Genomic DNA, 21,255 nt, shown 5'->3' on the forward strand with positions numbered 1-21,255 from the left:
CTTTGAAATGACAAACAAAACTATATTTGATATAGATGAAAGATTTGATAACTTCGGAGATGTAATAAATGGGGTTATGTATGGTAGAAATCTATATAACAATGCTTTAAAAATTATGGTATGTTCTTGTATATCTAAAAGATATGATAAAGATCATAATGAAAATCCATTAACTATAAATGAATTAATGGAGAAATTAGAGCCAGATCAAGTTATAGATGAAATAATACCTTTTGCAACAGATTTATACTTAGACTATAGAGGTATTAAAAAATCTAATACTAATAATGAAAATATCGAAGAAAAAAATAAAAAAAAATAGACTTTAGTGAAAAGCCATTTGATATAAATAGGCTTTTTTTTATTGCAAAAACACAACTAAATTTTACTAGACAAGAGTTCTTTGATAGCACTTTTAAAGAAATTGTAATGCTAGTCGAAGAACTCAATAAAACATATGAAGAACAAACTCAATCAAATTCAAATGATGAATATGTTGAAAAAGTTGTAAATATAGATGAAATACCTTTCTTGTAGAAGGAGAGAAAGGAGAATAGATGGGTGATACAGAAAAACGAATAACCGCAAAGATGATTTTAGATGACTCTGGATATTCAAGCACATTAAAAGGTATAAATTCAGAGTTAAAAAATAATAAGAGCGAATTAAAAGCGGCTCAAAGTGGTTTAGAAGCATTTGGTAAATCCACAGAAAGTGTAAATAGAGTTCAAAGTTCATTACAGAAACAATTAGATTTACAAAATAAGAAATTAGAAACTTATAAAAAAAGTGTTAAGGATGCTACAGAAAAACTACAAAGTAATATACATAAAAGAGATGAGTTAGCAAAATCTCTTTCTAGAGCAGAAAAGGCTCATGAAAATGCTATAAAAAATTATGGCAAGGAAAGTAAGGAAGCTAAAGAAACTGAAAAAGCTTTAGAAGAATTAAAAAAAGAACATGATAAACTAGATAGAACTGTAGAAAATAATGCTAAGACTTTACAAAACTATGAAACCCAAATGAATAAAGCCGAAGATGAAGTAAATAAGGCTAAATCTGCTATAAATAAATTCAATAAAGAAGTAGAAAATACTCATGGTATAGGAGATGCATCTAAGCGACTTGAAGATTTAGGAAATAACTTTAAACACGTAGGTAGTAAAGCTCAAGAAATAGGTGGTAAGCTTACTACTCATGTTAGTTTACCTCTAATGGGTGTAGGTGTAGCTGCAGCTCACGTTGGGTTAGAATATGAAGAAGAAATGGATAAAGTTGCTGCTATAAGTGGAGCAACTGGAAGTGATTTTAAAAAGCTACAAGATAAAGCAGAAGAAATGGGGTCTAAAACAAAATTTAGTGCTTCCGAAGCTGGACAAGGTATGGAGTATATGGCCATGGCTGGCTGGAAGACTGGCGATATGCTTGAAGGTATAGAGCCTATTTTAAATTTAGCTATAGCATCTGGAGAGGAATTAGGAACAACTTCAGATATAGTAACAGATGCTTTAACAGGATTTAATTTAAAAGCTAAAGATGCAGGTATGTTTGCTGACGTATTGGCTGCTGCAAGTAGTAATGCAAACACTAATGTTGGTATGATGGGTGAAACATTTAAATATGCAGCACCTGTTGCTGGAGCATTAGGATATAGTATTCAAGATACATCATTGGCTATAGGCTTAATGGCCAATAGCGGGATCAAAGCAGGGCAAGCTGGTACTGCACTTAGAGCAGGTTTAACTAACTTAGTAAAACCTACAGATTCAATGGCCGCAGCTATGGATAAATATGGAATATCTATTAAAAATAGTGATGGAAAAATGAAAAGCTTTAGAGAAGTTATAACAGAGCTTAGAGATAAATTAGGTAATTTAGACAAATCTACTCAAGCGAGTACGGTATCAACTATATTTGGGAAGGAAGCAATGAGTGGATGGCTTGCAATAATAAATGCAAGTCAATCAGACTTTGATAAATTAGCAAATGCTATTGATACTAGTGAAGGTGCTACTGCTAAAATGGCTAAAACTATGAGTGGAAATGCTAAAGGTAGTATTACAGAAATGAAAAGTGCTTTAGAAGGAGCTGGAATAAAAATATTTCAAGTATTAGCTCCAGCCATAACAAGTGTAGCTAATGATATTAGTGATTTAGCAAATAGCTTTAGTAATTTAAGTCCTGAAACGCAAGAATTTATAGTAAAAATGGGTATGGCTGCTATAGCAATTGGGCCAATAACAAATGGTATTGGTCATGTTACTAGTGGTATTGGAGGTTTAATTGGAGCTGTAGGTAAGTTTAAAGCACTAAAAACAGCTGCTACTTTTGGTGATTTTGCAAAAATATTACTTGGTGTAGGAACAGCTACAGAAACTGCTGGCGTTGGACTTGCTGGAGCAGGAGCGGCAGCTGGTGGATTTGGAGCTGCTATAGCATCTGCTGCACTTCCAGTAGCAGGAGTGGTAGCAGGAGTAGCAGCTGTGGGATATGCAGGATATAAAACTGCTAAATATTTAAATGAAGATGCAACTCCTTCTGTAGACCTATTTGCAGATAAAGCTCAATCTACAACGGATAAATTCGGAAATGTAGCTGAAGCAACTTCAAAAAATATAATTAAAATTTCTGATTCAACTAGGAAGTCCGTTAGTTCATATATAGAATTAGATAAAAAAGCAAGTTCTTCACTTATGAATTTAAAAGTAAATTCAGATAAGTTTACAAAAGGAGCTAAAGATTCTGTAATTAAAAACTTTACTGAAATGAGTAAAAAATCTAGTACTTTAAGTAAAGAACAAAGAGAAAAAATGACAGTAGATTTTAAAAAATTAGTTAGTGATACAGGTGTTTTAACTAAAAAAAATAAAGATGAAATAATAAAACAGTATACTGCTATGGTAAATGGTACTAAGGGACTTACTAAAAAACAAAAAGATCAGACTATAAAAGACTTTAAAGATACATTAAATCAAAGTGTCGGACTTACTAAAAAACAATCACAAGATTTACAAAAAATATATACAGATATGGGAAATAAAATCAAAACTGGATTAGATAAAAAAAGAGATGCTGAATTAAAAAGCCAAAAAGATTTTTTTGCAAAATCAAATGCTCTTACTTCAAAGGAAGAAGCAGATATACTTAATAAAACAGAAAAACATTGGAATGATAAAAAAAGTAAAATTGATGAATATCAAAATCAAATAAATAACATCATTAAACAAGCAGCAGATGAACATAGACAAATAACAGATGATGAATCTAAAACTATAAATGATATTCAATGTAAAATGAAAGAAAATGCAGTTAAAACTCTATCAGATAATGAGGTAGAAGCTAAAGTGATACTTGAAAGAATGAAAGGACATGATGAACGTATAACTGCTGAAATGGCATCCAAACATATACAAGAATTAAATAGATCTAGAGATAAATCTATAGAAGCAGCTAACCAAGAATGTGATAAACGTATTGAAGAAATAATTCGTATGAGAGATGAAACAGGTGTAATAAGTAAAGATCAAGCTGATAAACTCATTAGAGATGCTAAAAAACAAAGGGATGAAACTGTTAAAGCTGCGAAAGATACTAGAAATAAAGCCGTTAAAGAGATAACATCTATGAATTCATCAATTTCAAAAGATGTTGATACTACAACGGGTAAGGTTAAAAGTAATTGGGAAAAACTTGCTGATTGGTGGAACAAGTGGAATCCAGTTCCTAAGGTATTCGAGATATTTACTAAAAAACATGATGCTCCTAAACAAGAACACTGGACTGGAACTTCTCATTTTAAAGGTGGATTTACAACTCTACATGAAAGAGGATATGAATTATATGACTTACCAACAGGGACTAGAATCTATAATCATGAATCTAGTGTTGAACTTTTAAAAGAAACTGCGAATAGCTTAGCAGCTAGAATGTCTAAAGGAGCTAATGGTAATATAGAAGTAACTCAAAATATTTATTCTCCGACACCTACTCCTAGCGAAGTAGCAAGACAAACAAAGAATATGCTTAGAGAGTTAGCGATAGGAGGTTAAAATGAGCTTAAATGAAAAATTTATATATATGAATGAAAAAGAAGAGCAGATAGAATTTTCTGCTCTTTCGCCTTTTTTCCTTACGAAAATATCTGGAGTAGCTGGTATTAATAATATTATTACAAGCTCAAATAGTGCAACAGATGGATCTGTTTATATTTCTTCACGATTTTCAGAAAGAAATATAGTGATTCAAGGAAAGCTTAAAAGAGAAAATAGAGATATCAATAGAGCTAAACTTATAAAAGTATTAAATCCAAAACTTAAAGGTAAATTAATTTATTCTAATAAAGATACTAATGTGATTAAATACATAGATTGTAGAATTGAAAAAAGTCCAGATCCTGTTAAAGATTTTATTTCTACTTTTCAGATAAGTTTCATATGTAATGATCCATATTGGAAAGACATGACTATTACAAAATTTAATATAGCTAGGTGGGTGGGGGACTTTAAGTTTCCCCATGTTATTATACCTGGAGGAATAACTATGGGACATAGGCAACCGAGTTTAATTGTTAATGCTGTTAATAATGGAGATATAAAAACTGGTATGATAATAGAATTTATTGCACATGGTACATTAAAAAATCCTAGCTTATTTAATGTTAATACTAGAGAATCTATAAAAATTAATAAGTCTATGGATCCAGGAGAAGTAATAACTATAGATACTAATTTTAGTAGAAAAAAGATAGAAAGTAGTTTAAATGGAGTTAAAACTAATATACTAAATTATTTAGATTTAGCAGGGGGTGGAAGTACATTCTTACAACTTGATACAGGTGATAATCTATTTAGATATGATGCTGATGAAAATTTAAGTAATTTAGAGGTAAATATTTATTTTAATCCTGGTTATTTAGGAGTTTAAATATGGAATTATATATTTTTAATAAAGATTTAGAACTCAAGGGGATATTAGAAGTTTATACATCTTTAAGGTGGATTAGAAGTTTTTATAAAGCTGGAAAGTTTGAGTTACATTGTAAGTTAAATTCTAAAACAAAAGAATTACTAACAAAAGATAATTTAATTTATAAAAAAGATGATACAGAATTGGGATGCATAGAATCTATTAAATTGCACCATAGCAGTAATGAAGATGAAACAATTCAAGTAACAGGTACTTTTATAACAGGTTATTTAAAAAGAAGGATTAATTGGGGTAGACTAACCTTTAATGGATCTTGTGAGATGTTAATGAGAAAATTAGTAAATGACAATGCAATTAATCCAACTAATGCAAATAGAAAAATACCAAACCTAATATTAGGAGATTTAAAAAACTTTAATGATGAAATACATTATCAAAATAGTTTTGGAAATATCCTTGATGAACTCGAGAAAATAAGTAATACCTATAATGTAGGTTATAAGATAGATTTTGATTACATTGAAAGGAAACTTATATTTAATACCTATAAGGGCATTGATAGGAGTTTAAATCAGACAATTATTGCACCTTGTATATTTTCTAGAGATTTTGAAAATATACTTGAACAGGATTATTTTGAAAGTATTAATAACTTTAAAAATACATGCCTAATCGCTGGAGCTGGTGAAGGTCTAGATAGAAAATTAACGTCTATAGAAAATGGCTATGGATTAGATAGATATGAATTATTTGTAGATGCTAGAGATATAGCTGATAAAGATAGAAAAACAAATGACGAAGGAGAAGAAATAGAAATTGAAATTCCACCTTCTAAATATATTCCCTTATTAGTACAAAGAGGAGAAGAAAAGCTAAAAGAATATAAAGAGATAAATACATTTGATAGTAAGGTTAATACAAGAGGAAATAACATTTATAAAAAAGATTATGAGCTAGGCGATATTGTTACTGTATTTGATAAAAAGTGGAATATTCAATTAGATGCTAGAATAACGGAGATTGAAGAAGTTTATGAAAATGGTAATTTAGAAATAAATCCTATATTTGGTAATGAAATCCCAACTATAATAGATAAAATTAAAAGGATAGTGAGGTGAAATAATGGAACATTCTAGTTTTTTTAATGCAAAATTAAGTGATGATGGTACTCCAGATAGAGTATATACTGCCGAAAACTATGCTAATTATTTTTCTAGTTTTATAGGTAACGGAGTATTCCCTAATCCTTCTACAAACTTGCAAGTATGCTCAAATGAAGATATGTTTATAAAAGTATCTCCTGGTAAAGCTTGGATAAATGGATATATGTACTACAATGATAGTGATTTAATCCTTAAAATTGATCCTGCTGATGGAGTTTTAAAAAGAATTGATAGAATTGTTTTAAGGTTAGATTTTTTAAATAGAGAAATAACTTCTATTGTAAAAAAAGGTGAATTCAATAGCTCTCCTATAGGTAAAAGTTTACAAAGAGATGCTAATGCTTATGAATTATGTATAGCTGAAATTTTAGTTAATAATGGTGTTATCTCAATAAAACAAAGTAATATTACAGATACAAGACTTAATTCTGATATATGTGGTATTGTAACTCAAACAGTTAAAACAATAGATACAACAACATTATTTAAAAAGTTAGAAGGTTACATAGACGATAGAGGACAAGATATAGATAAATGGGTGGATCAAGCAACTACTCAATGGGAAAAAGAATTTACAACATGGTTTGATACTATAAAGAATGTTTTAGATGGAGATGTAGCAGGAGCATTAGCCAATAGGATCACATTGATTGAAAAGGAACTAGGAACAAATAAATCTACATTAGAAGCTAATATAAATGCTATAAGAGAGGTGTTATAAATGTCTACTCTTAATGATTTAATAAATGAAACTACTAAAATAAAAGATGAATTAATAACTTGTCACACTAATTTAAAAAACAACTTAAAAAATAGAAATGTTGATATATCTGGAAATAATAATTTCCCAACTTTAATTAATAAAGTTAATGATATCGCTTATGTCAAAGGTTTTGAAAATCTACCCAAATGGTATAGCCCTAGATTTTACGATACATGGCTAAATGCGAATAAAGTACCAGATGCTTGTTATTCCATGGCTTCTATTGTATGCAATAATAAAATCTATGTTATTGGTGGGAGTGGTAGGAATTCCCCTACTACATCAAATAAATGTTATAATCCTACAACAAATACATGGAGCTTTGAATCTAGTATGAACTATAGGAGGTATGGATTAGGACTTAGTTCTGTTAATGGTAAAATTTATGCTATCGGTGGAAATATAAATAATACTTTGGGTGGATATACGCATGTAAACGAGTGTTATGATCCATTATCAGGTACTTGGACGTATAAAGCTAATATGCCTACTTCTAGATATAGTTTAACTGCAAGTGTTATAAATAATAAAATTTATGCTATTGGTGGAGTTATGTCAAGTGAGTTAGTCACAAATGAATGTTATGATCCATTGTCAGATACTTGGACTACAAAAGCTAATATGCCAACTGCTAGACAAGAAGCAACTTCTAGTGTAGTAAATAATAAAATTTATGTCATTGGTGGATACTCAAATTCTAAACGTTCAATAAATATAAATGAGTGTTATGATCCATTATCAGATACTTGGACAACAAAAGCTAATATGCCAACTGCTAGACAAGAAGCAACTTCTAGTGTGGTAAATAATAAGATTTATGTCATTGGTGGCTTTACACATCCAGAAAATCAGAATGAGTGCTATGATCCATTATCAGATACTTGGACAACAAAAACTAGTATGCCAACTGCTAGAAGAAGTTTAACATCTAGCCCGATTGGTAAGAATATTTATGTTTTTGGTGGATATAAAGATGGTGGATTAGATGTTAATGAATGTTATCTAGTAGAATAAAAGGAGGATAATTTATGTCATATAATTATAAAATTTGGAATAAAATTGATAAAATAAATAATTTAGATGCACAATATTATTTAGATGAATTTAAAATACAAAAAGATGATGAAGTTTTTCTAATTATAAATAATGTTGGGAAAGTGGAAAGAGTTGAAATATCTAATAATATAAAATCTACATATAATTTAAACCCTAATTTAAGTGTTGAACAAGTTGCACAAGAATATTTAAGAATAAAAGAAGAAGAAAAAAATAATTCTGATAAAAAAATTAATTACTTAAATAAACTAAATGAAAGTAATGCAAATTTATTAAAAGATAGTGCTGCCAAGTCTATAGAAATAAATAACTTAAAAAAACATAATGCTACTATATTAATAGATAATGCAAATAAAACAAAACAAATAAATAATATAAATAAAAATTTAGCAACAGTAACATTAGAATTAGCAAAATTAAAAGCACAAAAATAAATTAAATAAAAGGAGATATAATATATGTTTTACGAAATGATAAAAGGATATTATGAGGATAAAATGGAAGGCTATGATAATGAAGGAATGAAAGTATTTGTAGAAGCAAATATGATAACTGCAGAACAATATAAAGAAATAACTGGAATGGACTATATAGCATAGTTCTTTTTTTATGGCTAGATTTAATTATCTAGCCTTTTATACTTTATAAGGAGTAGTAATACATGAATGAAAAACTAGAACAACATATATTAGATAACCATGAGAAGAGAATTAATGATCATTCTGCTAGATTAGATAAATTAGAACAAAATCAAGTTGAATTTAAAGTTCAGATACAAAATTTAGTCAAAAGTATAGAAGGACTTACAAGCACATTAAAATGGGGATTAGGCTTTATTATGTCTGGTGTTATTGGGTTCTTTTTTTATGCAATTCAAAACCATTTATTTAAATAGGAGGATAAAATGAATAAATTAAATTTAATAACTAAATTACTTAGTATAAAAAGAGTAATAGCTTTTATGCTAACAATAGTATTTTGCATAATGTCTTTAAATAGTCAAGTTTCTAGTCAAGAATTCTTGACTGTTTTTAGTATGGTAATAGCTTTTTATTTTGGTCAATCAGTAGCTAGAAAAGATAACTAGGAGGGAATTTAAATGAATCCAATAAATACATTAAATACACATGCAGGACATGATGCACAAGGTAAAGGAGCTAGTGGAGCTTGTGCTAAATTAGACAATATAGGCTGGATTTATGAGTCTGTAGAGGACAGGATAGTAAAAGATGAAGTTAATATACTATTAAGAGAAGAAGGAAAAACAGTTTATGATTGTACTGTAGATTCAGCTGGTACTCAAGCTAAAAATTTAAAACAAATAGTTGCTAAGTGTAATGCACATAAAGTTGATTTAGATGTATCTATTCACTTTAATAGTGGTCGTGATGATGAAAAAGGAGATGGAGATAATGCAGGTGTTGAGGTGTACTGTTATGATGAAGAAACTAAAGATATAGCAACTAGAATATGTAATAATATATCTAAATTAGGATTTGATAATAGAGGGGTTAAGTTTAAAAAAGATTATTATGTATTAAGAAATACAAAGGCTCCAGCTATACTTATAGAGTGCTGCTTTATAGATGATAAAGATGATATATTGCTATATAAAAAAGTAGGGCATAAAGCTATAGCAAAAGCAATAGTAGAAGGTATATTAAATAAAAATTTAGATAAAAAGTATACGAATTGTATTTTATATGGAAATGATATAGATAGGGTAGGAGCAGAAATAATCTCTTGGACTAAAGAAGATTGTATAATAAAAAATGTAAAAGATCATATTCCTTGGGAAGCTACTAATTTATTTACTGTAGGTGGACCAGCAAAATCTGAATTAGATAAAATGAATACAAAAGAGAAGTATACTTCTATAGTCGGTTCAGATCGTTATGATACAATAAGAAACTGTTTAAAATTTATAGGTCGTTAAATGAAGATAAAATTGTATAATATAAATATATAAGAGCATGTCAACTCTCGAACTGTAGAGAACAATTCAGTAGTTTCTAGACCTAGTAACTAGAAAAAATAAAAGCGACCATTCCAACTCAGGTCGCTTTTATTTTTTCTGTTGATAAATAATTAAAATTTGTTAGTAATTTTTGTATTTTTGTTGATAAGTGCTAATTTTCTGTGGAGTCAGTTCATTTGTAACTGACATTAAATTTATATTTTTTAATAAAACCATTGCAATAGCTATATTATATTAAAAATGGCATGAAATAGAAAGTTTTATGTCATTTTAGTATGTAGAGATTAAAAGGTTATATTTTCTACTCAATTTACAAATTAAATAAATTATATTACTATTATAGAAAAATACTTGAAGGGGAAGCTTTAGGCAAGATAGGAGTATTAATACTATGGAAAAAAGAATAGAAGTTATAGTTAAAAAATTAGAAGAACAAGGGAAACCAGAAGCTACTATAAGAGGGTGTGAAGGTATATTTAAACTTTTACATAAAGCAGAGATACAAAAACAAAAACACTTAGCAGAGTTTTCTAGAGATGAAATAATAGAAGTTATCGAAAGTAAAAGAGTTTCTAGTAGTAGAACTATTTATAATATAGTTGCATATGTGAATTTAGTAATACAAACATTTAATATAAATATGGAAAAGATAGTTACAAATGAAATAGATTCAAAGAAAATGCTTGTAAATGAGGCAGAAGGATATTTTATAAGACAAGAGATTCAAGATATATGTAATAAATTAGAAAACCCACAAGATAAATTTATCATATATGCAATATTCAATGGGATATGTGGAGTAGAGGTAATAAATCTAAGAAATTTAAAAAGAGATGATATAGATATGAAGAAAAAGAGAATTTATTCAAAAGGGTTAACAATAAACATGGATAATTTTATGTATGATATATGTAAAGATTTATTAAGCACAGATGAATATTATGCACCTGGTAAAACCTATCTTCTTAATAAAGAAAATCCTTATGCAATTAGACCGATTCCAGCAGGTAAAAATATAAATGGAGTAGGAGCATATAGTACTAATGGTATAAAAAACAAAATAGCAAAGATAGGTAAACTTTTAAACGAAAAAATATCTACTGTAAATTTAGTTAGAAGTAATATATTAACAGATTTAGCAGAAAAAGGAAAAATATTTACGTTAGCGGAGATGACGGAATATCTTAAATCAAACAATTATAACTTAGATCCATATCAAACCTTAAAGATATATGAAAAGAAATATATGAATGAAAAAAATAATAAGTCAAATGAAACTATAGAATCATATTCAGAAAATGAGTTAATACTTTACGATGATGAAAGTATTAATGATTCTTTATATGAAGGCAATAGAGAATCTGTCCTTGTAAATAAATATGAAAGGAATAAAAGTGCTAGAAAAAAATGTATAAACAGATATGGAACTAGATGTTCTATTTGTAAATTTGATTTTAAAGAAAAGTATGGTGAGATTGGAACTGATTTTATTCATGTTCATCATATAGTTCCACTAAATACAATAGGAAAGGACTATGTAGTTGATCCAGAAAAGGATCTAATTCCAGTTTGTCCAAATTGTCATGCTATGTTACATAAAATTGATAATCTTAATTATAGAGAAAATATTAAATACTTGAAAGAATTATTAATTAAAAATGAAAATATATAGAATGTATGAAAAATTTAATCTAAAGAGTACTAGAGTAAAATCTAGTCCTCTTTAGATTGTATTAAAATAATAAAAAAGCATAAAAGTAAAACTTTTATGCCAATAGTTTGAAATTAAAAAGACTAGAAATTTAACTTTATTTCTAGTCTTCTATATCTTTTCTTTCTTAATTAGAAATTTAGTTTGATCCTCTTACACTCATTTGATAATTATGATGATGTGGATTTTTTTCTGATAATATTCCAGTGCATTTATTTATTTTTTCCTTATCATTTATTAAGCAAGTTTTTATATATATACAAAACTCTTTATTACAGTTTTTATTCACGAACAACCTCCAAGATTTTATTTTAGTTACATTTTGGTGTGTTTTTATATTTATTGCAGTATATCTCTGCATTGTTGCTTACAAGTCTTTGATATATATAATTCACCATCTAGTTCCTCAAAGTATAATTGTATAGTTTCCATAACTGTCCTCCAATTGAATAATACTTATTGTATTACTTTCTTATAGCTTTCAAATAAATTAAGTGCTTTCTGAGAAGATAAGTCTATGTTATGTTTTTCTAATAATGCTATAAAATTATTAAATTCTCTAAATGTCATTGTAAATTTATTCATTTGTTAAAGTCTCCCTTGAATTTTAACTTCAAATGGTATATACTCTAACTTGCGAGGGAAGGGCATACACCACTTGTGGTTATGTTCTTTTTTTTATTTAATTTTCTATAATATCATCTATATCAAAGTCATACTCATTTCCGTTATTTGATTTATTACTTTCTTTATTTATGACTTTTTGAGGTTCAATTGAACCTATTTTATTTGCTAGTTTTTCTGCTAATTTATCTAAATTATTTTCTACTAAAGAGTTCTTATAATTTTCTTGCCTTTCTTTTTCTAGTTTAACTAAATCTTTTATAAAATTACTTGCAGAACTTTTACTTTTAATAAAATCGTATATGTCTTGCTCCTTATCTGTAAATGTTACTCTTATTTCTCTAGCCATGCTTTTGCTCCTATCTTATAAAATCCTTTAGCATTTGCTTTTATATCTGTTACTGGGATAGTTTGTTCATATAATTTTCTAAATGTAGGATAAACTTTTTCTGCTCCACCACCAGTTAGAATTATATTTGTATTAGATAGATTAGGATATAACCCTCTAAGTTCATTTACTATCATTTTTATACATTGTAACATTATATCTTTTTTATAAGATGTATCTTTATTTAATAAATTTAATTCACCATCGAAATATTTTTTTGCATCTGCTAAATCTATATCTAAATTATAAGGCTTATTTCCTAATACTTTTCTAGCATTTCTATATAGATCTAATAGTCCATATTTTATAGATTCACCATCTATAAATTTACCTAGCTCATTAAACTCTGCTATATCAGTAGTACCTCCACCAATATCTACAACTAATGTCTTTAATCCCTTTTCACATTGTGCCATTACACCATTAGCCTTAAGTCCATAACTTTCTGGAACTACTAATACATCTTCTATATATATTTGTCTAGTTTTATCACCTAACTTTATTTTTCTAAAGTTATTTTCTTTTATAAACTCTTTTAATTCATCTTTACGAGTATTATATTGCCCTGCTGGTATTCCTATAACAAGCTTAACCCTTTCTTCATCTGTAACTTTTGCTATTGTATAAAACATAAGTGGTAAGAAGTTTTCTTTTTCATGTTTTACAAGATTGTTCTCAAATTGCCCTTGTTCCACTACATATTTTTTACCTTCAAACTCGATTACTTCATTTTCACCAAGTTCATCTAAATTAGACCATTCTTTTATTCTGCTTTCTACGATTATATCTTTATCTTCAGATACTCCTATAGTAGTTATATTTCCTACGTCTATACTTACTATACTAATCATATTATTAAAACCTCCAAAAATGTTAGTTATTTTGTATTACAATATATATTGTACATTAGACTAAATGATTTGTAAATAGATTTCTATACAAAAATGTTAGTTATTTCGTATTTTTCTTTTTTTGTTATATTAAACATTTTTATTTTACATACGTATTTGTTAGTAATTTTGATATTTCTGTATTAGGCTTTGTTTTGAATAATAAGTGTATATGTTAAATATGAAAAAATAATTGAGAAAAATAAAACTGGGTTAACAGCATAAATTAATATAAAAGAGAGGTATAGAGGTGTATATACCTCTCTTTTATATTGTTAAGATATATTTACTTAAAGTATTGCTAAAAATCGCTTAGAATGTCATATATTAGATATTTTTAGGATATTCTAAGTTATTTTTAATAGCGTATTCTATACCATGAGATATAACTGTGTCTAATAAGTTTGTCCAATTCGCATCAACACATCTTTTATACATTATTTTTTCTGTTTCATCTGTAGAAACTGATTCTTTATCATTTATCTTTTTATTATGTATTTTAACAATTTCATCATCAGAGTACTTGTCAAAGTTCTCTTTAAAATTATGAAACTTAGTTTTATTGTTCTCGTATGAAGATCTATTAGCATCTAAATCTTCATATGCTTCTATTAAGTAATTCCATGTCTTAAATTTTGATTTTTTTATAGTTTTTTCTATAGACTTTTTCAATCTATCTGTATTTAATTCTAAAATTTTAGCTGATTCTTCTTTATAAGGTATGTGTTTTATTCCTGAAGATTTAAGTAATTTAACATTTACATGCATATTTTCTTTATTTTTACATTGATTTTCTGATATGCCGTGTGATATACTCTTTATATCAGATTGATTTTTTGAATCAGCTATTGATTCGTCTAAGTTGTTAGTAGTGCCAGTACTAGCAACTTTTTTATTTGTCTTTTTTGGTGCTATATGAGGTGTTTCACATTCTTCCGAAATTAAGTCAAACCACTTTTGAGTAAATCTAAAAACTAGTTTATCTCCTAACTCTTCATCACAAATATTTCTAAATTCTATAAAACCTAAAAATTTATAATTCTTTGCTTTTTTCTTCATACTATCAGAGAATTTTTCAAAACGTTCATCCCAATTCTTAGGCTTTATTCCTAAATAATTTTTTAATATGTTTCTAACACCTTCTTTTTTTAAACCTAATATTGGAAGATCCTCTGCTATCTTATTAGGTGTTATCCAATTCCAAGATTTATTTTCTAATATATGTTCATCCATTTTTCCTGTGTTTTTAAAGTGTGCTATGTAATCTAAAATTAATAATTCTTTTAAATCTACATTAGCAGCTAACAACCTATTTTGATCATAGTTAAATATTTTTTTCTTCATGTTTACTACTTCTCTCCTTTGCTAATCTTCTTTCTTGTTGTTTTCTCAATCTGTTTAATTCTTTAGCTCTAAGAGCTTTATAAGCAAATTCTTTTAATTCTTCAATTGTTAAAGTATCTACTTCATCTCGCAAAGATTTTTCATCAAATTCATATTTCATTTTTTTCACCTCTACATTTAGAGTATCATAAGTCATATGACTAATCAAGTGTTTAATTTTAATTTTTTTTATTTATATATCACTCATGAGAGACTATTATAATAGGACTATTATAATAGGACTATTATAATAGGACTATTGGTATATCATGTGATATAACCCCCCTATATCATGTGATATAACCCCCCTATATCATGTGATATAACCCCCCTATATCATGTGATATAGGGGGTATAAATTTAGTATTGTTTTTAAATTTATAATAGTATATAATTTAAAATAAGAACAAAAGCAGAACATATGTTTAGTAAAGGGGGTGATTTTATTAATATAAAAAGATATGAAATATATAATGGGGAGTGTATATCTATAATGCAAAGTATTAAAGATAAATCAATTGATTTAATACTTTGTGATTTACCATATGGAACAACCGATTGCAAATGGGATAATATAATTCCCTTTGACTTAATGTGGGAACAATATCATAGAATTATAAAAGATAATGGAGCTATAGTATTATTTTCAGCTCAACCATTTACAACAAAATTGATTAACTCAAATCTAAAAAATTATAGATATAGTTGGTACTGGATGAAAAATACATGCACAGGGTTTGCTTTTGCCAAGCATCAACCCATGAGAAAAATAGAAGATATAAATGTGTTTTATAAAAGAAAACCATTGTACATACCTCAAGGGCTTAAAAAATTAGATAAGCCTAAAGTGAAAAAGAGAAAAAGTAAAATAAGCAATAAAGACACCATCTACAATGAAGATACATTAATGAAGGAGCATATAGTTGAGTATACCAACTATCCTAATAATGTTCTTGAATTTAAAAAAGAGAGTAAAACAGTGCATCCAACACAAAAGCCAGTAGATCTTCTTGAGTATTTAATAAAAACATACACTATGGAAGGAGATATAGTTTTAGATAATTGTATGGGAAGTGGAAGTGTCGGTGTAGCCACAGGAAATACAAATAGAAAGTTTATAGGAATTGAATTGGATAATACATATTTTGAAATCGCAAAAAATAGAATTGAAAAAGCTTATTTATAATTTAAAATAGGCATTAACCATATTAAGTAAATTAATGCCTATTTTGGTTATAGATATTCTTTATATTTGTTCTACCGAGTAAATAATCAACTGATACATCAAAATAATCAGCTATTGAATTTAAGATTTGTTCATCTGGAAATCGAAGTCCATTTTCATAACCAGAGATAGTTCTTTGAGATAAATTTAGATTCTTACCAAGTTGAGCTTGAGTAAGTTTAAAATCTTTTCTAAGTGTTTTAAGTCTTTTTCCAAACATAAAATCCTCCTAAGAGTATAGGAGTATATTAATATAAATTAAAAAACTTTTACATATTAGTAAGCTAATAGCTCAAAATGAGCTAAAGGTTATTATTTTTTATCATTAAAAAAATCATCAAGATCATTGGGGGATATTTTATACAAATCACATATTTTTTTTATTAAAGAGTCATTTAAGCAACAACGTTTTTTGTTTTCTATTAGAGATAAATAGCTCTTATCTATTTCTAATATTTTAGACGCTTGTGCTTGAGTAAGCATAAGACTTTTTCTTCGTAATCTTAACATGAATTATCACCTCATATTAATTTTAAACAAAAATGCTTTTGTCGAAAAATGTAAAAAAATGGTAAAAGTTTGACTGCAAAAATAGTTAGATTTCTGATAGTATAAAGATATATAAAATCAAATATATGGGAGATCAAATATGGCTGAAAAAGAAGTAATAGATTTAAAAAAAGAAATAAAAAAGTTAATAAAAGATATAAATGAAATAAAAAAACTTGAGTATATATACTTTACTATAAAAGGAATAAATAAAAGCAGTTGTTAATATTAACAACTGCTTTTATTTATTCTTGCTCTTCGATTAAAACATCAACTATTTTTTCTATAATTTTGAAATTTTTATTATTTAATTTAGAAATTTTATATAATGCTTGTTTTAAATCATTATTTGAATCAGATGTACCTATTTGTGCCATAAAATATGCAAAATGATTATCTGATGAAGAATCATTAAATACATTTCCAACACCAGTTTTAAGCCATTCCATATTAACATTAAAAACATCACATATATCATCTAATGTTCTTGATGATGGGTTTCTTCTTCCAGTTTCAATTACAGACACTGAATTACGTTTAAGGCCTATTTTATCAGCAAATTCAATCTGATTAAGTTTTAAATGTTTTTCTCTAAGAGTTTTTATATTTTTATTTACACTCAAATAAAAAACCTCCTTAATGTAACTTTAAATAATATTTTAAATTAAAAATGTTGACAAGTCAATAAAAATTGACAAAAAATAACAAAAGATAGTAAAAAATGTTGACAAAAAATAACAAAAGTTATAAAATAATGACAAGTCAACAAATAAAAAGAGGTGATTTAATGACAAGTCAACAAAGAGAGAAAGCTTTAATGGATAAAATAAAATGTTTGAATGAGAAAAATAAGATTATAGCTTTAACTTCAATAAACACATTATACATATCTCAACTATCAGAAATTGAGTTAGGAGAAGCAATTAAAGAACTGATGGGAAACATAAAAAATTAATACATATATAGAGTGTGTGATTTTTAAAATTACACACTTGACTAAAACAACTATAAATCTTGAAAAAACAAAGTCTAGATGGCTTTATTCGGACTTGTAATAAGTATTAAGTTTACAACGAAATATTAAAAGTTATAGGTGAAATAAATGGCAAGGAGAAATAGAAATAGATATATAGAAATAGATAATGAATTACTACAAAGAAAGATAAATGAAGGAGATCTACCATTAGTTGAAATAGAAAAACTAATAGATATAACAACTAATAGCATTTATGAAACAAAGACAGTAACATCTGGACCTATAAGAGAAGTAGAAGTATATCCAGTATTTTTAAAGAAAGACATACCTGAAGAACTTAGATTAAAGAGAACTAAAGAAGCACAAAAAAATCTTAATAATAAGAATGCAGTCAAATACTTTATACGCAAAGTTAATGCTAATTTTACATATAGAGATTATTATATAACACTTGCATATTCAAATAAAAATATTCCTAGAAATCATGAAGAAGCTAAAAAACATATAAGAAATTACATAAGAAGATTGAACTATATGTATAAAAAGCAACAAATGAAAAATGGAGTAAGTGAAAAGAAATGCAAGAAAATAAAGTATATGTTTGTTACTGAAATATCTAAAGAAGGAAAAGGGAGATATCATCATCATATAATTATGAACTCTGTATTACCAATGGAAGTAGTTGAAGAAACTTGGAAATATGGAAGAAGAAATAATATAAGAAGATTATCACCAGATGAAAATCATTTATCAGGGTTAGCTGGATATTTAACTAAAGATCCAAAAGGCAAGAAAAGATGGGGATGTAGTAGAAATTTAAAAGAGCCATTAATAACTAGAAGTATATCTAAATTCTCAAAAAAGAAGATAAATAATATGTCAAAGTACCATGATCTTATAGAGTCAGAAATGGAAAAAGTAAATCCAGGATATAAGTTTATAGATGCAAAAGTACATATAAATACCTATAACGGAAAGCCCTACATATATGCTCGAATGAGGAGGTTAGTATAATGAAAAATTCTATTAAAGGCTTAAAAGAAACAAGAATAAAAGCCTTAAAGATGATAGAACAAAATCCTAAAAATAAAGAATTAAAAGAAATGACACAGATACTAGATGGAGTTATAAAGAAACTAGAAGAATTGGAAAAAGAAGATGAAAATGAATTAGTTATAGGAATGTTAACTGTGGAAATAGATGGTCATAGATTTGTTAAAAGAGAAGAAAATTATAAAGAAATAGAACTATATACAGAATCTATGCTAGAAAAAGATAAATACCACTATTTACAATCTATCCCAATATGCAAGACAGAAGCTAGATATTTAAATAATTTAAGTAATTTAAAGAAGTTTGCTAATGCCTGGTATAAAGAAAAAATAGTAAAAGGAGCATAAGGAAAATGATAATACATAAGTTTGTAGTGCATGTCCTAGATAAGAATGTAGACACACCAATATTAAATAGCTATGAAGGTAAGATAAGCTTAGATATGGATAAGTTTTTACAGAAAAATATCAAGAAATTATTAAAGCATGATCTTTTACGAAAAGCTAAATTTAAGAATTATGAAGAAAATAGAGTAAAACTATTAACAGAACAAATGATATATGATGATAAATGCTTCTTAGAAAATTCTAAAGAAATAGCAGCATATCTATTTGACATAATGAAGAAACAACCTGGTATGAATTCATGTGATTTAATAGTTTGTAAACTAACACAAAAAGATGAAACATACATAGCAATTTTAAAACTAGATTATAAAGAAATATATAATCATTCGATAGATTTTAAAGATGATAAATTTAATATACAAATATTACAAAATGAAGCAGCTATAGGTAAAACGGCAACAATTAAACAAGGTTTTATAGTTGGAGTGAATGGATTAAACGATGAATATGATTTAAGAGTACTAGACGTAGAAGCAGAAAAAGAGGATCTGGAATCATCTTTCTTAAAAGATTACCTAGATATACAAAAAGTAATTGATGATACATATAAAACAAAGATGTTTGAAACATATACAAGTTCATATATAACAAATGTATATAGTAATAATTTAAAGAAGCAGGAAGATGTAAGACATATTAGGGATTATATGTTACTTGAGAATAGTGTAATGGATATAGGTAAGTTCTTAAAACAAGCACTAGATAATGAAGATGAAATAAAAGAATTTAAAACATATTTAGAGTCGCAAGGAGTAGATAAAGACTTTAATATTAATAAAAAGTATGTAGAAAAGAAACTTAAGAATAGAAATATAAAAACAGATTCAGGAATAAATTTAAAACTTGAAAGAGCTATAGTAAATGATCCTATGAAGTTTAGCATGAAACAAAATCCAGATGGAAGCTATGACATAGTTATAAAAGGAGTTAAAAGGTTTGAAGAAAAATAGATTTGATGAACTTACTATAACAGAGAAAGCAGATTTAGTTAGAGAAAGAGCAGAGAAGATAAAGATTAAAAATAAAAATATAAGTGACTTAGATGCTTTTAATATAGCTAAAGAAGAATTAACTATTGAATACTAGGAGATGAAAGTATGAATAATTTAAATAATTTAGTAAATGTAAAAAATATAAATGGTCAATTATTAGTAAGTAGTAGGGAAATTGCTACTAACTTTGAAAAAAGACATAATGATGTAGTCAAAGCTATAGAAAATTTAACTACGGAAAATTTCGTAGTTAAAGAAATGTTTATAGAAAGCACATTTGAACATAAAGGAAACTTCTACAAAGAGTATTTAATGAATAGAGATGGATTCAGTTTATTAGTGATGGGATTTACTGGAACTAGATCGATGGATTGGAAGCTTAAGTATATAGAAGTATTCAATAAAATGGAACAACAACTTAAAAATCCATACTTTAATATGAGTCCAGAACTAAAAGCAATATTTGAATTAGATAAGAAACAACAACAAACAGATAAAAGAGTTGATTATTTATACAACAATATGACTATAGATTATGAGCAACAAGAAGAGTTGTTAAATGAAGCTAAAAGAAGAGCTATAGAAATACTAGGTGGATATAACTCTAATGCATACAAAAAAGTAAGTAAAAAAGTATTTAGTGCTATATGGAGAGATTATAAGAGCCATTTTAAAATAAATAGTTATAAAAATACAGCAATTAAAGATTTTGAAAATGGACTTATGTACTTAGCAAATTGGAAACCAAACTATAATTTATCGTTAGAAATATCAACATTTACTAATCAAATAGAATTTGCAGGATAGGGAGAATGAATAAAAGCAAATTGTATCTTAACGAATTGAAACGGAGGTATTTAAATGTTTGTTTCAAGAAAGAAACTAATACAAAACTATGAAAATCAGTTGAAGAATAAAAGTGAATACATAGATAAATTAATAAAAATAAATATAAATCTTTCAAAAGAAAAAGATGAATTATTAGCAGAAAAAGAAGTTACAGATGATATGTTACAAAAATTAATACATTTTAATAAAAAACTATATAACAAAGAAATAGAAAGATTAGAGATTATAAAAGGTAGAACTAAAAAAGCTAAGACTAAGAAAAAGATAGAAAATAGAATATTAGATATAAAAGAGTACTGTATAGCAAATAAAAATTAAAATA

The 21,255-nt window shown here is 26.9% G+C and carries 30 protein-coding genes; 21 read left to right on the plus strand and 9 right to left on the minus strand.

Features of this window, described 5'->3' with window-relative positions:
* From I2H23_RS13400 to I2H23_RS15400, 12 genes are all read left to right on the plus strand, one after another.
* Positions 1-322 (plus strand): RNA polymerase subunit sigma (locus I2H23_RS13400; protein WP_195581780.1); only part of this gene is annotated, 322 nt, incomplete at its 5' end.
* Between the two features lie 235 nt (positions 323-557).
* A complete protein-coding gene (locus I2H23_RS13405; RefSeq protein WP_195581781.1) occupies positions 558-4,049 on the plus strand; it encodes a phage tail tape measure protein in 3,492 nt (1,163 codons plus the stop codon).
* Between the two features lies 1 nt (position 4,050).
* Entirely contained in the window at positions 4,051-4,923 is an 873-nt protein-coding gene (locus I2H23_RS13410; protein ID WP_195581782.1) for a phage tail family protein, read from the plus strand.
* A gap of 2 nt (positions 4,924-4,925) precedes the next feature.
* Positions 4,926-6,044, plus strand: coding sequence for a siphovirus ReqiPepy6 Gp37-like family protein (locus I2H23_RS13415; RefSeq protein ID WP_195581783.1), 1,119 nt, complete (start codon positions 4,926-4,928; stop codon positions 6,042-6,044).
* A gap of 4 nt (positions 6,045-6,048) precedes the next feature.
* Entirely contained in the window at positions 6,049-6,810 is a 762-nt protein-coding gene (locus tag I2H23_RS13420) for a hypothetical protein (RefSeq protein ID WP_195581784.1), read from the plus strand.
* Positions 6,811-7,866, plus strand: coding sequence for a Kelch repeat-containing protein (locus I2H23_RS13425; RefSeq protein WP_195581785.1), 1,056 nt, complete (start codon positions 6,811-6,813; stop codon positions 7,864-7,866).
* 14 nt (positions 7,867-7,880) lie between these two features.
* Positions 7,881-8,342 (plus strand): hypothetical protein, encoded by a 462-nt coding sequence (locus I2H23_RS13430; RefSeq protein ID WP_195581786.1) that lies wholly within the window; start codon positions 7,881-7,883, stop codon positions 8,340-8,342.
* A gap of 24 nt (positions 8,343-8,366) precedes the next feature.
* A complete protein-coding gene (locus tag I2H23_RS13435; protein ID WP_195581787.1) occupies positions 8,367-8,507 on the plus strand; it encodes an XkdX family protein in 141 nt (46 codons plus the stop codon).
* A gap of 62 nt (positions 8,508-8,569) precedes the next feature.
* The gene (locus I2H23_RS13440; protein WP_195581788.1) at positions 8,570-8,803 is read left to right on the plus strand and encodes a hemolysin XhlA family protein; all 234 of its coding nucleotides are present in this window, start codon (positions 8,570-8,572) and stop codon (positions 8,801-8,803) included.
* 9 nt (positions 8,804-8,812) lie between these two features.
* Positions 8,813-8,995 carry a hypothetical protein gene (locus I2H23_RS13445; protein WP_195581789.1) on the plus strand — a complete coding sequence of 61 codons (183 nt, stop codon included), beginning with the start codon at positions 8,813-8,815 and terminating at the stop codon, positions 8,993-8,995.
* Between the two features lie 12 nt (positions 8,996-9,007).
* Positions 9,008-9,844: an N-acetylmuramoyl-L-alanine amidase gene (locus I2H23_RS13450; protein ID WP_195581790.1), complete on the plus strand. Its 837-nt coding sequence runs from the start codon at positions 9,008-9,010 to the stop codon at positions 9,842-9,844.
* Between the two features lie 433 nt (positions 9,845-10,277).
* Complete coding sequence (locus I2H23_RS15400) at positions 10,278-11,558, plus strand: HNH endonuclease (protein ID WP_243248306.1); 1,281 nt, start codon at positions 10,278-10,280, stop codon at positions 11,556-11,558.
* Positions 11,559-11,736: 178 nt separating this feature from the next.
* Here the strand turns inward: I2H23_RS15400 and I2H23_RS13460 are convergent, their stop codons facing one another.
* The 6 genes from I2H23_RS13460 to I2H23_RS13480 form a co-directional block, all read right to left on the minus strand.
* Entirely contained in the window at positions 11,737-11,886 is a 150-nt protein-coding gene (locus I2H23_RS13460) for a hypothetical protein (RefSeq protein WP_195581791.1), read from the minus strand.
* A gap of 167 nt (positions 11,887-12,053) precedes the next feature.
* The gene (locus tag I2H23_RS15510; protein WP_271933364.1) at positions 12,054-12,182 is read right to left on the minus strand and encodes a hypothetical protein; all 129 of its coding nucleotides are present in this window, start codon (positions 12,180-12,182) and stop codon (positions 12,054-12,056) included.
* 97 nt (positions 12,183-12,279) lie between these two features.
* The gene (locus tag I2H23_RS13465) at positions 12,280-12,570 is read right to left on the minus strand and encodes a hypothetical protein (protein ID WP_195581792.1); all 291 of its coding nucleotides are present in this window, start codon (positions 12,568-12,570) and stop codon (positions 12,280-12,282) included.
* Positions 12,555-13,460 carry a ParM/StbA family protein gene (locus I2H23_RS13470; RefSeq protein ID WP_195581793.1) on the minus strand — a complete coding sequence of 302 codons (906 nt, stop codon included), beginning with the start codon at positions 13,458-13,460 and terminating at the stop codon, positions 12,555-12,557. Before I2H23_RS13470 ends, I2H23_RS13465 begins: the two co-directional genes overlap by 16 nt.
* 366 nt (positions 13,461-13,826) lie before the next feature.
* Positions 13,827-14,843, minus strand: a complete 1,017-nt coding sequence (locus I2H23_RS13475) for a hypothetical protein (RefSeq protein WP_195581794.1) — start codon at positions 14,841-14,843, stop codon at positions 13,827-13,829.
* Complete coding sequence (locus I2H23_RS13480; RefSeq protein WP_195581795.1) at positions 14,824-15,003, minus strand: hypothetical protein; 180 nt, start codon at positions 15,001-15,003, stop codon at positions 14,824-14,826. Before I2H23_RS13480 ends, I2H23_RS13475 begins: the two co-directional genes overlap by 20 nt.
* A 300-nt stretch (positions 15,004-15,303) precedes the next feature.
* Between I2H23_RS13480 and I2H23_RS13485 the strand changes: the two genes are divergently transcribed.
* Entirely contained in the window at positions 15,304-16,068 is a 765-nt protein-coding gene (locus I2H23_RS13485) for a DNA-methyltransferase (RefSeq protein ID WP_195581796.1), read from the plus strand.
* A 31-nt stretch (positions 16,069-16,099) separates the two neighbouring features.
* Here I2H23_RS13485 and I2H23_RS13490 read toward each other — a convergent pair whose 3' ends face one another.
* A complete protein-coding gene (locus tag I2H23_RS13490) occupies positions 16,100-16,327 on the minus strand; it encodes a helix-turn-helix domain-containing protein (RefSeq protein WP_195581797.1) in 228 nt (75 codons plus the stop codon).
* Positions 16,328-16,419: 92 nt separating this feature from the next.
* The gene (locus tag I2H23_RS13495) at positions 16,420-16,617 is read right to left on the minus strand and encodes a helix-turn-helix transcriptional regulator (RefSeq protein WP_195581798.1); all 198 of its coding nucleotides are present in this window, start codon (positions 16,615-16,617) and stop codon (positions 16,420-16,422) included.
* Between the two features lie 139 nt (positions 16,618-16,756).
* Between I2H23_RS13495 and I2H23_RS15515 the strand changes: the two genes are divergently transcribed.
* Positions 16,757-16,882: a hypothetical protein gene (locus I2H23_RS15515; protein ID WP_271933366.1), complete on the plus strand. Its 126-nt coding sequence runs from the start codon at positions 16,757-16,759 to the stop codon at positions 16,880-16,882.
* Between the two features lie 19 nt (positions 16,883-16,901).
* Here I2H23_RS15515 and I2H23_RS13500 read toward each other — a convergent pair whose 3' ends face one another.
* Positions 16,902-17,279 carry a helix-turn-helix domain-containing protein gene (locus tag I2H23_RS13500; RefSeq protein ID WP_195581799.1) on the minus strand — a complete coding sequence of 126 codons (378 nt, stop codon included), beginning with the start codon at positions 17,277-17,279 and terminating at the stop codon, positions 16,902-16,904.
* A 164-nt stretch (positions 17,280-17,443) separates the two neighbouring features.
* Between I2H23_RS13500 and I2H23_RS13505 the strand changes: the two genes are divergently transcribed.
* The 7 genes from I2H23_RS13505 to I2H23_RS13535 all read left to right on the plus strand — a co-directional run bounded on the left by I2H23_RS13505 (position 17,444) and on the right by I2H23_RS13535 (position 21,251).
* On the plus strand, positions 17,444-17,611 hold the full coding sequence (locus I2H23_RS13505; protein WP_195581800.1) for a hypothetical protein: 168 nt from the start codon (positions 17,444-17,446) through the stop codon (positions 17,609-17,611).
* A gap of 147 nt (positions 17,612-17,758) precedes the next feature.
* A complete protein-coding gene (locus I2H23_RS13510; RefSeq protein WP_195581801.1) occupies positions 17,759-18,646 on the plus strand; it encodes a rolling circle replication-associated protein in 888 nt (295 codons plus the stop codon).
* Positions 18,646-19,032, plus strand: coding sequence for a hypothetical protein (locus I2H23_RS13515; RefSeq protein ID WP_195581802.1), 387 nt, complete (start codon positions 18,646-18,648; stop codon positions 19,030-19,032). Before I2H23_RS13510 ends, I2H23_RS13515 begins: the two co-directional genes overlap by 1 nt.
* A gap of 5 nt (positions 19,033-19,037) precedes the next feature.
* On the plus strand, positions 19,038-20,042 hold the full coding sequence (locus I2H23_RS13520) for a nucleoid-associated protein (protein WP_195581803.1): 1,005 nt from the start codon (positions 19,038-19,040) through the stop codon (positions 20,040-20,042).
* On the plus strand, positions 20,029-20,178 hold the full coding sequence (locus I2H23_RS13525) for a hypothetical protein (RefSeq protein WP_195581804.1): 150 nt from the start codon (positions 20,029-20,031) through the stop codon (positions 20,176-20,178). The genes I2H23_RS13520 and I2H23_RS13525 overlap by 14 nt, the downstream gene beginning before the upstream one ends.
* An 11-nt stretch (positions 20,179-20,189) precedes the next feature.
* Positions 20,190-20,891: a Rha family transcriptional regulator gene (locus tag I2H23_RS13530; RefSeq protein WP_195581805.1), complete on the plus strand. Its 702-nt coding sequence runs from the start codon at positions 20,190-20,192 to the stop codon at positions 20,889-20,891.
* A 54-nt stretch (positions 20,892-20,945) separates the two neighbouring features.
* Entirely contained in the window at positions 20,946-21,251 is a 306-nt protein-coding gene (locus tag I2H23_RS13535; RefSeq protein WP_195581806.1) for a hypothetical protein, read from the plus strand.
* Positions 21,252-21,255: the final 4 nt, after the last annotated feature.

Origin of the sequence: Romboutsia sp. BSD2780061687b_171204_C1, from assembly GCF_015560225.1 — a bacterium.
GTDB classification, from domain to species: Bacteria; Bacillota; Clostridia; order Peptostreptococcales; family Peptostreptococcaceae; genus Romboutsia_C; species Romboutsia_C hominis.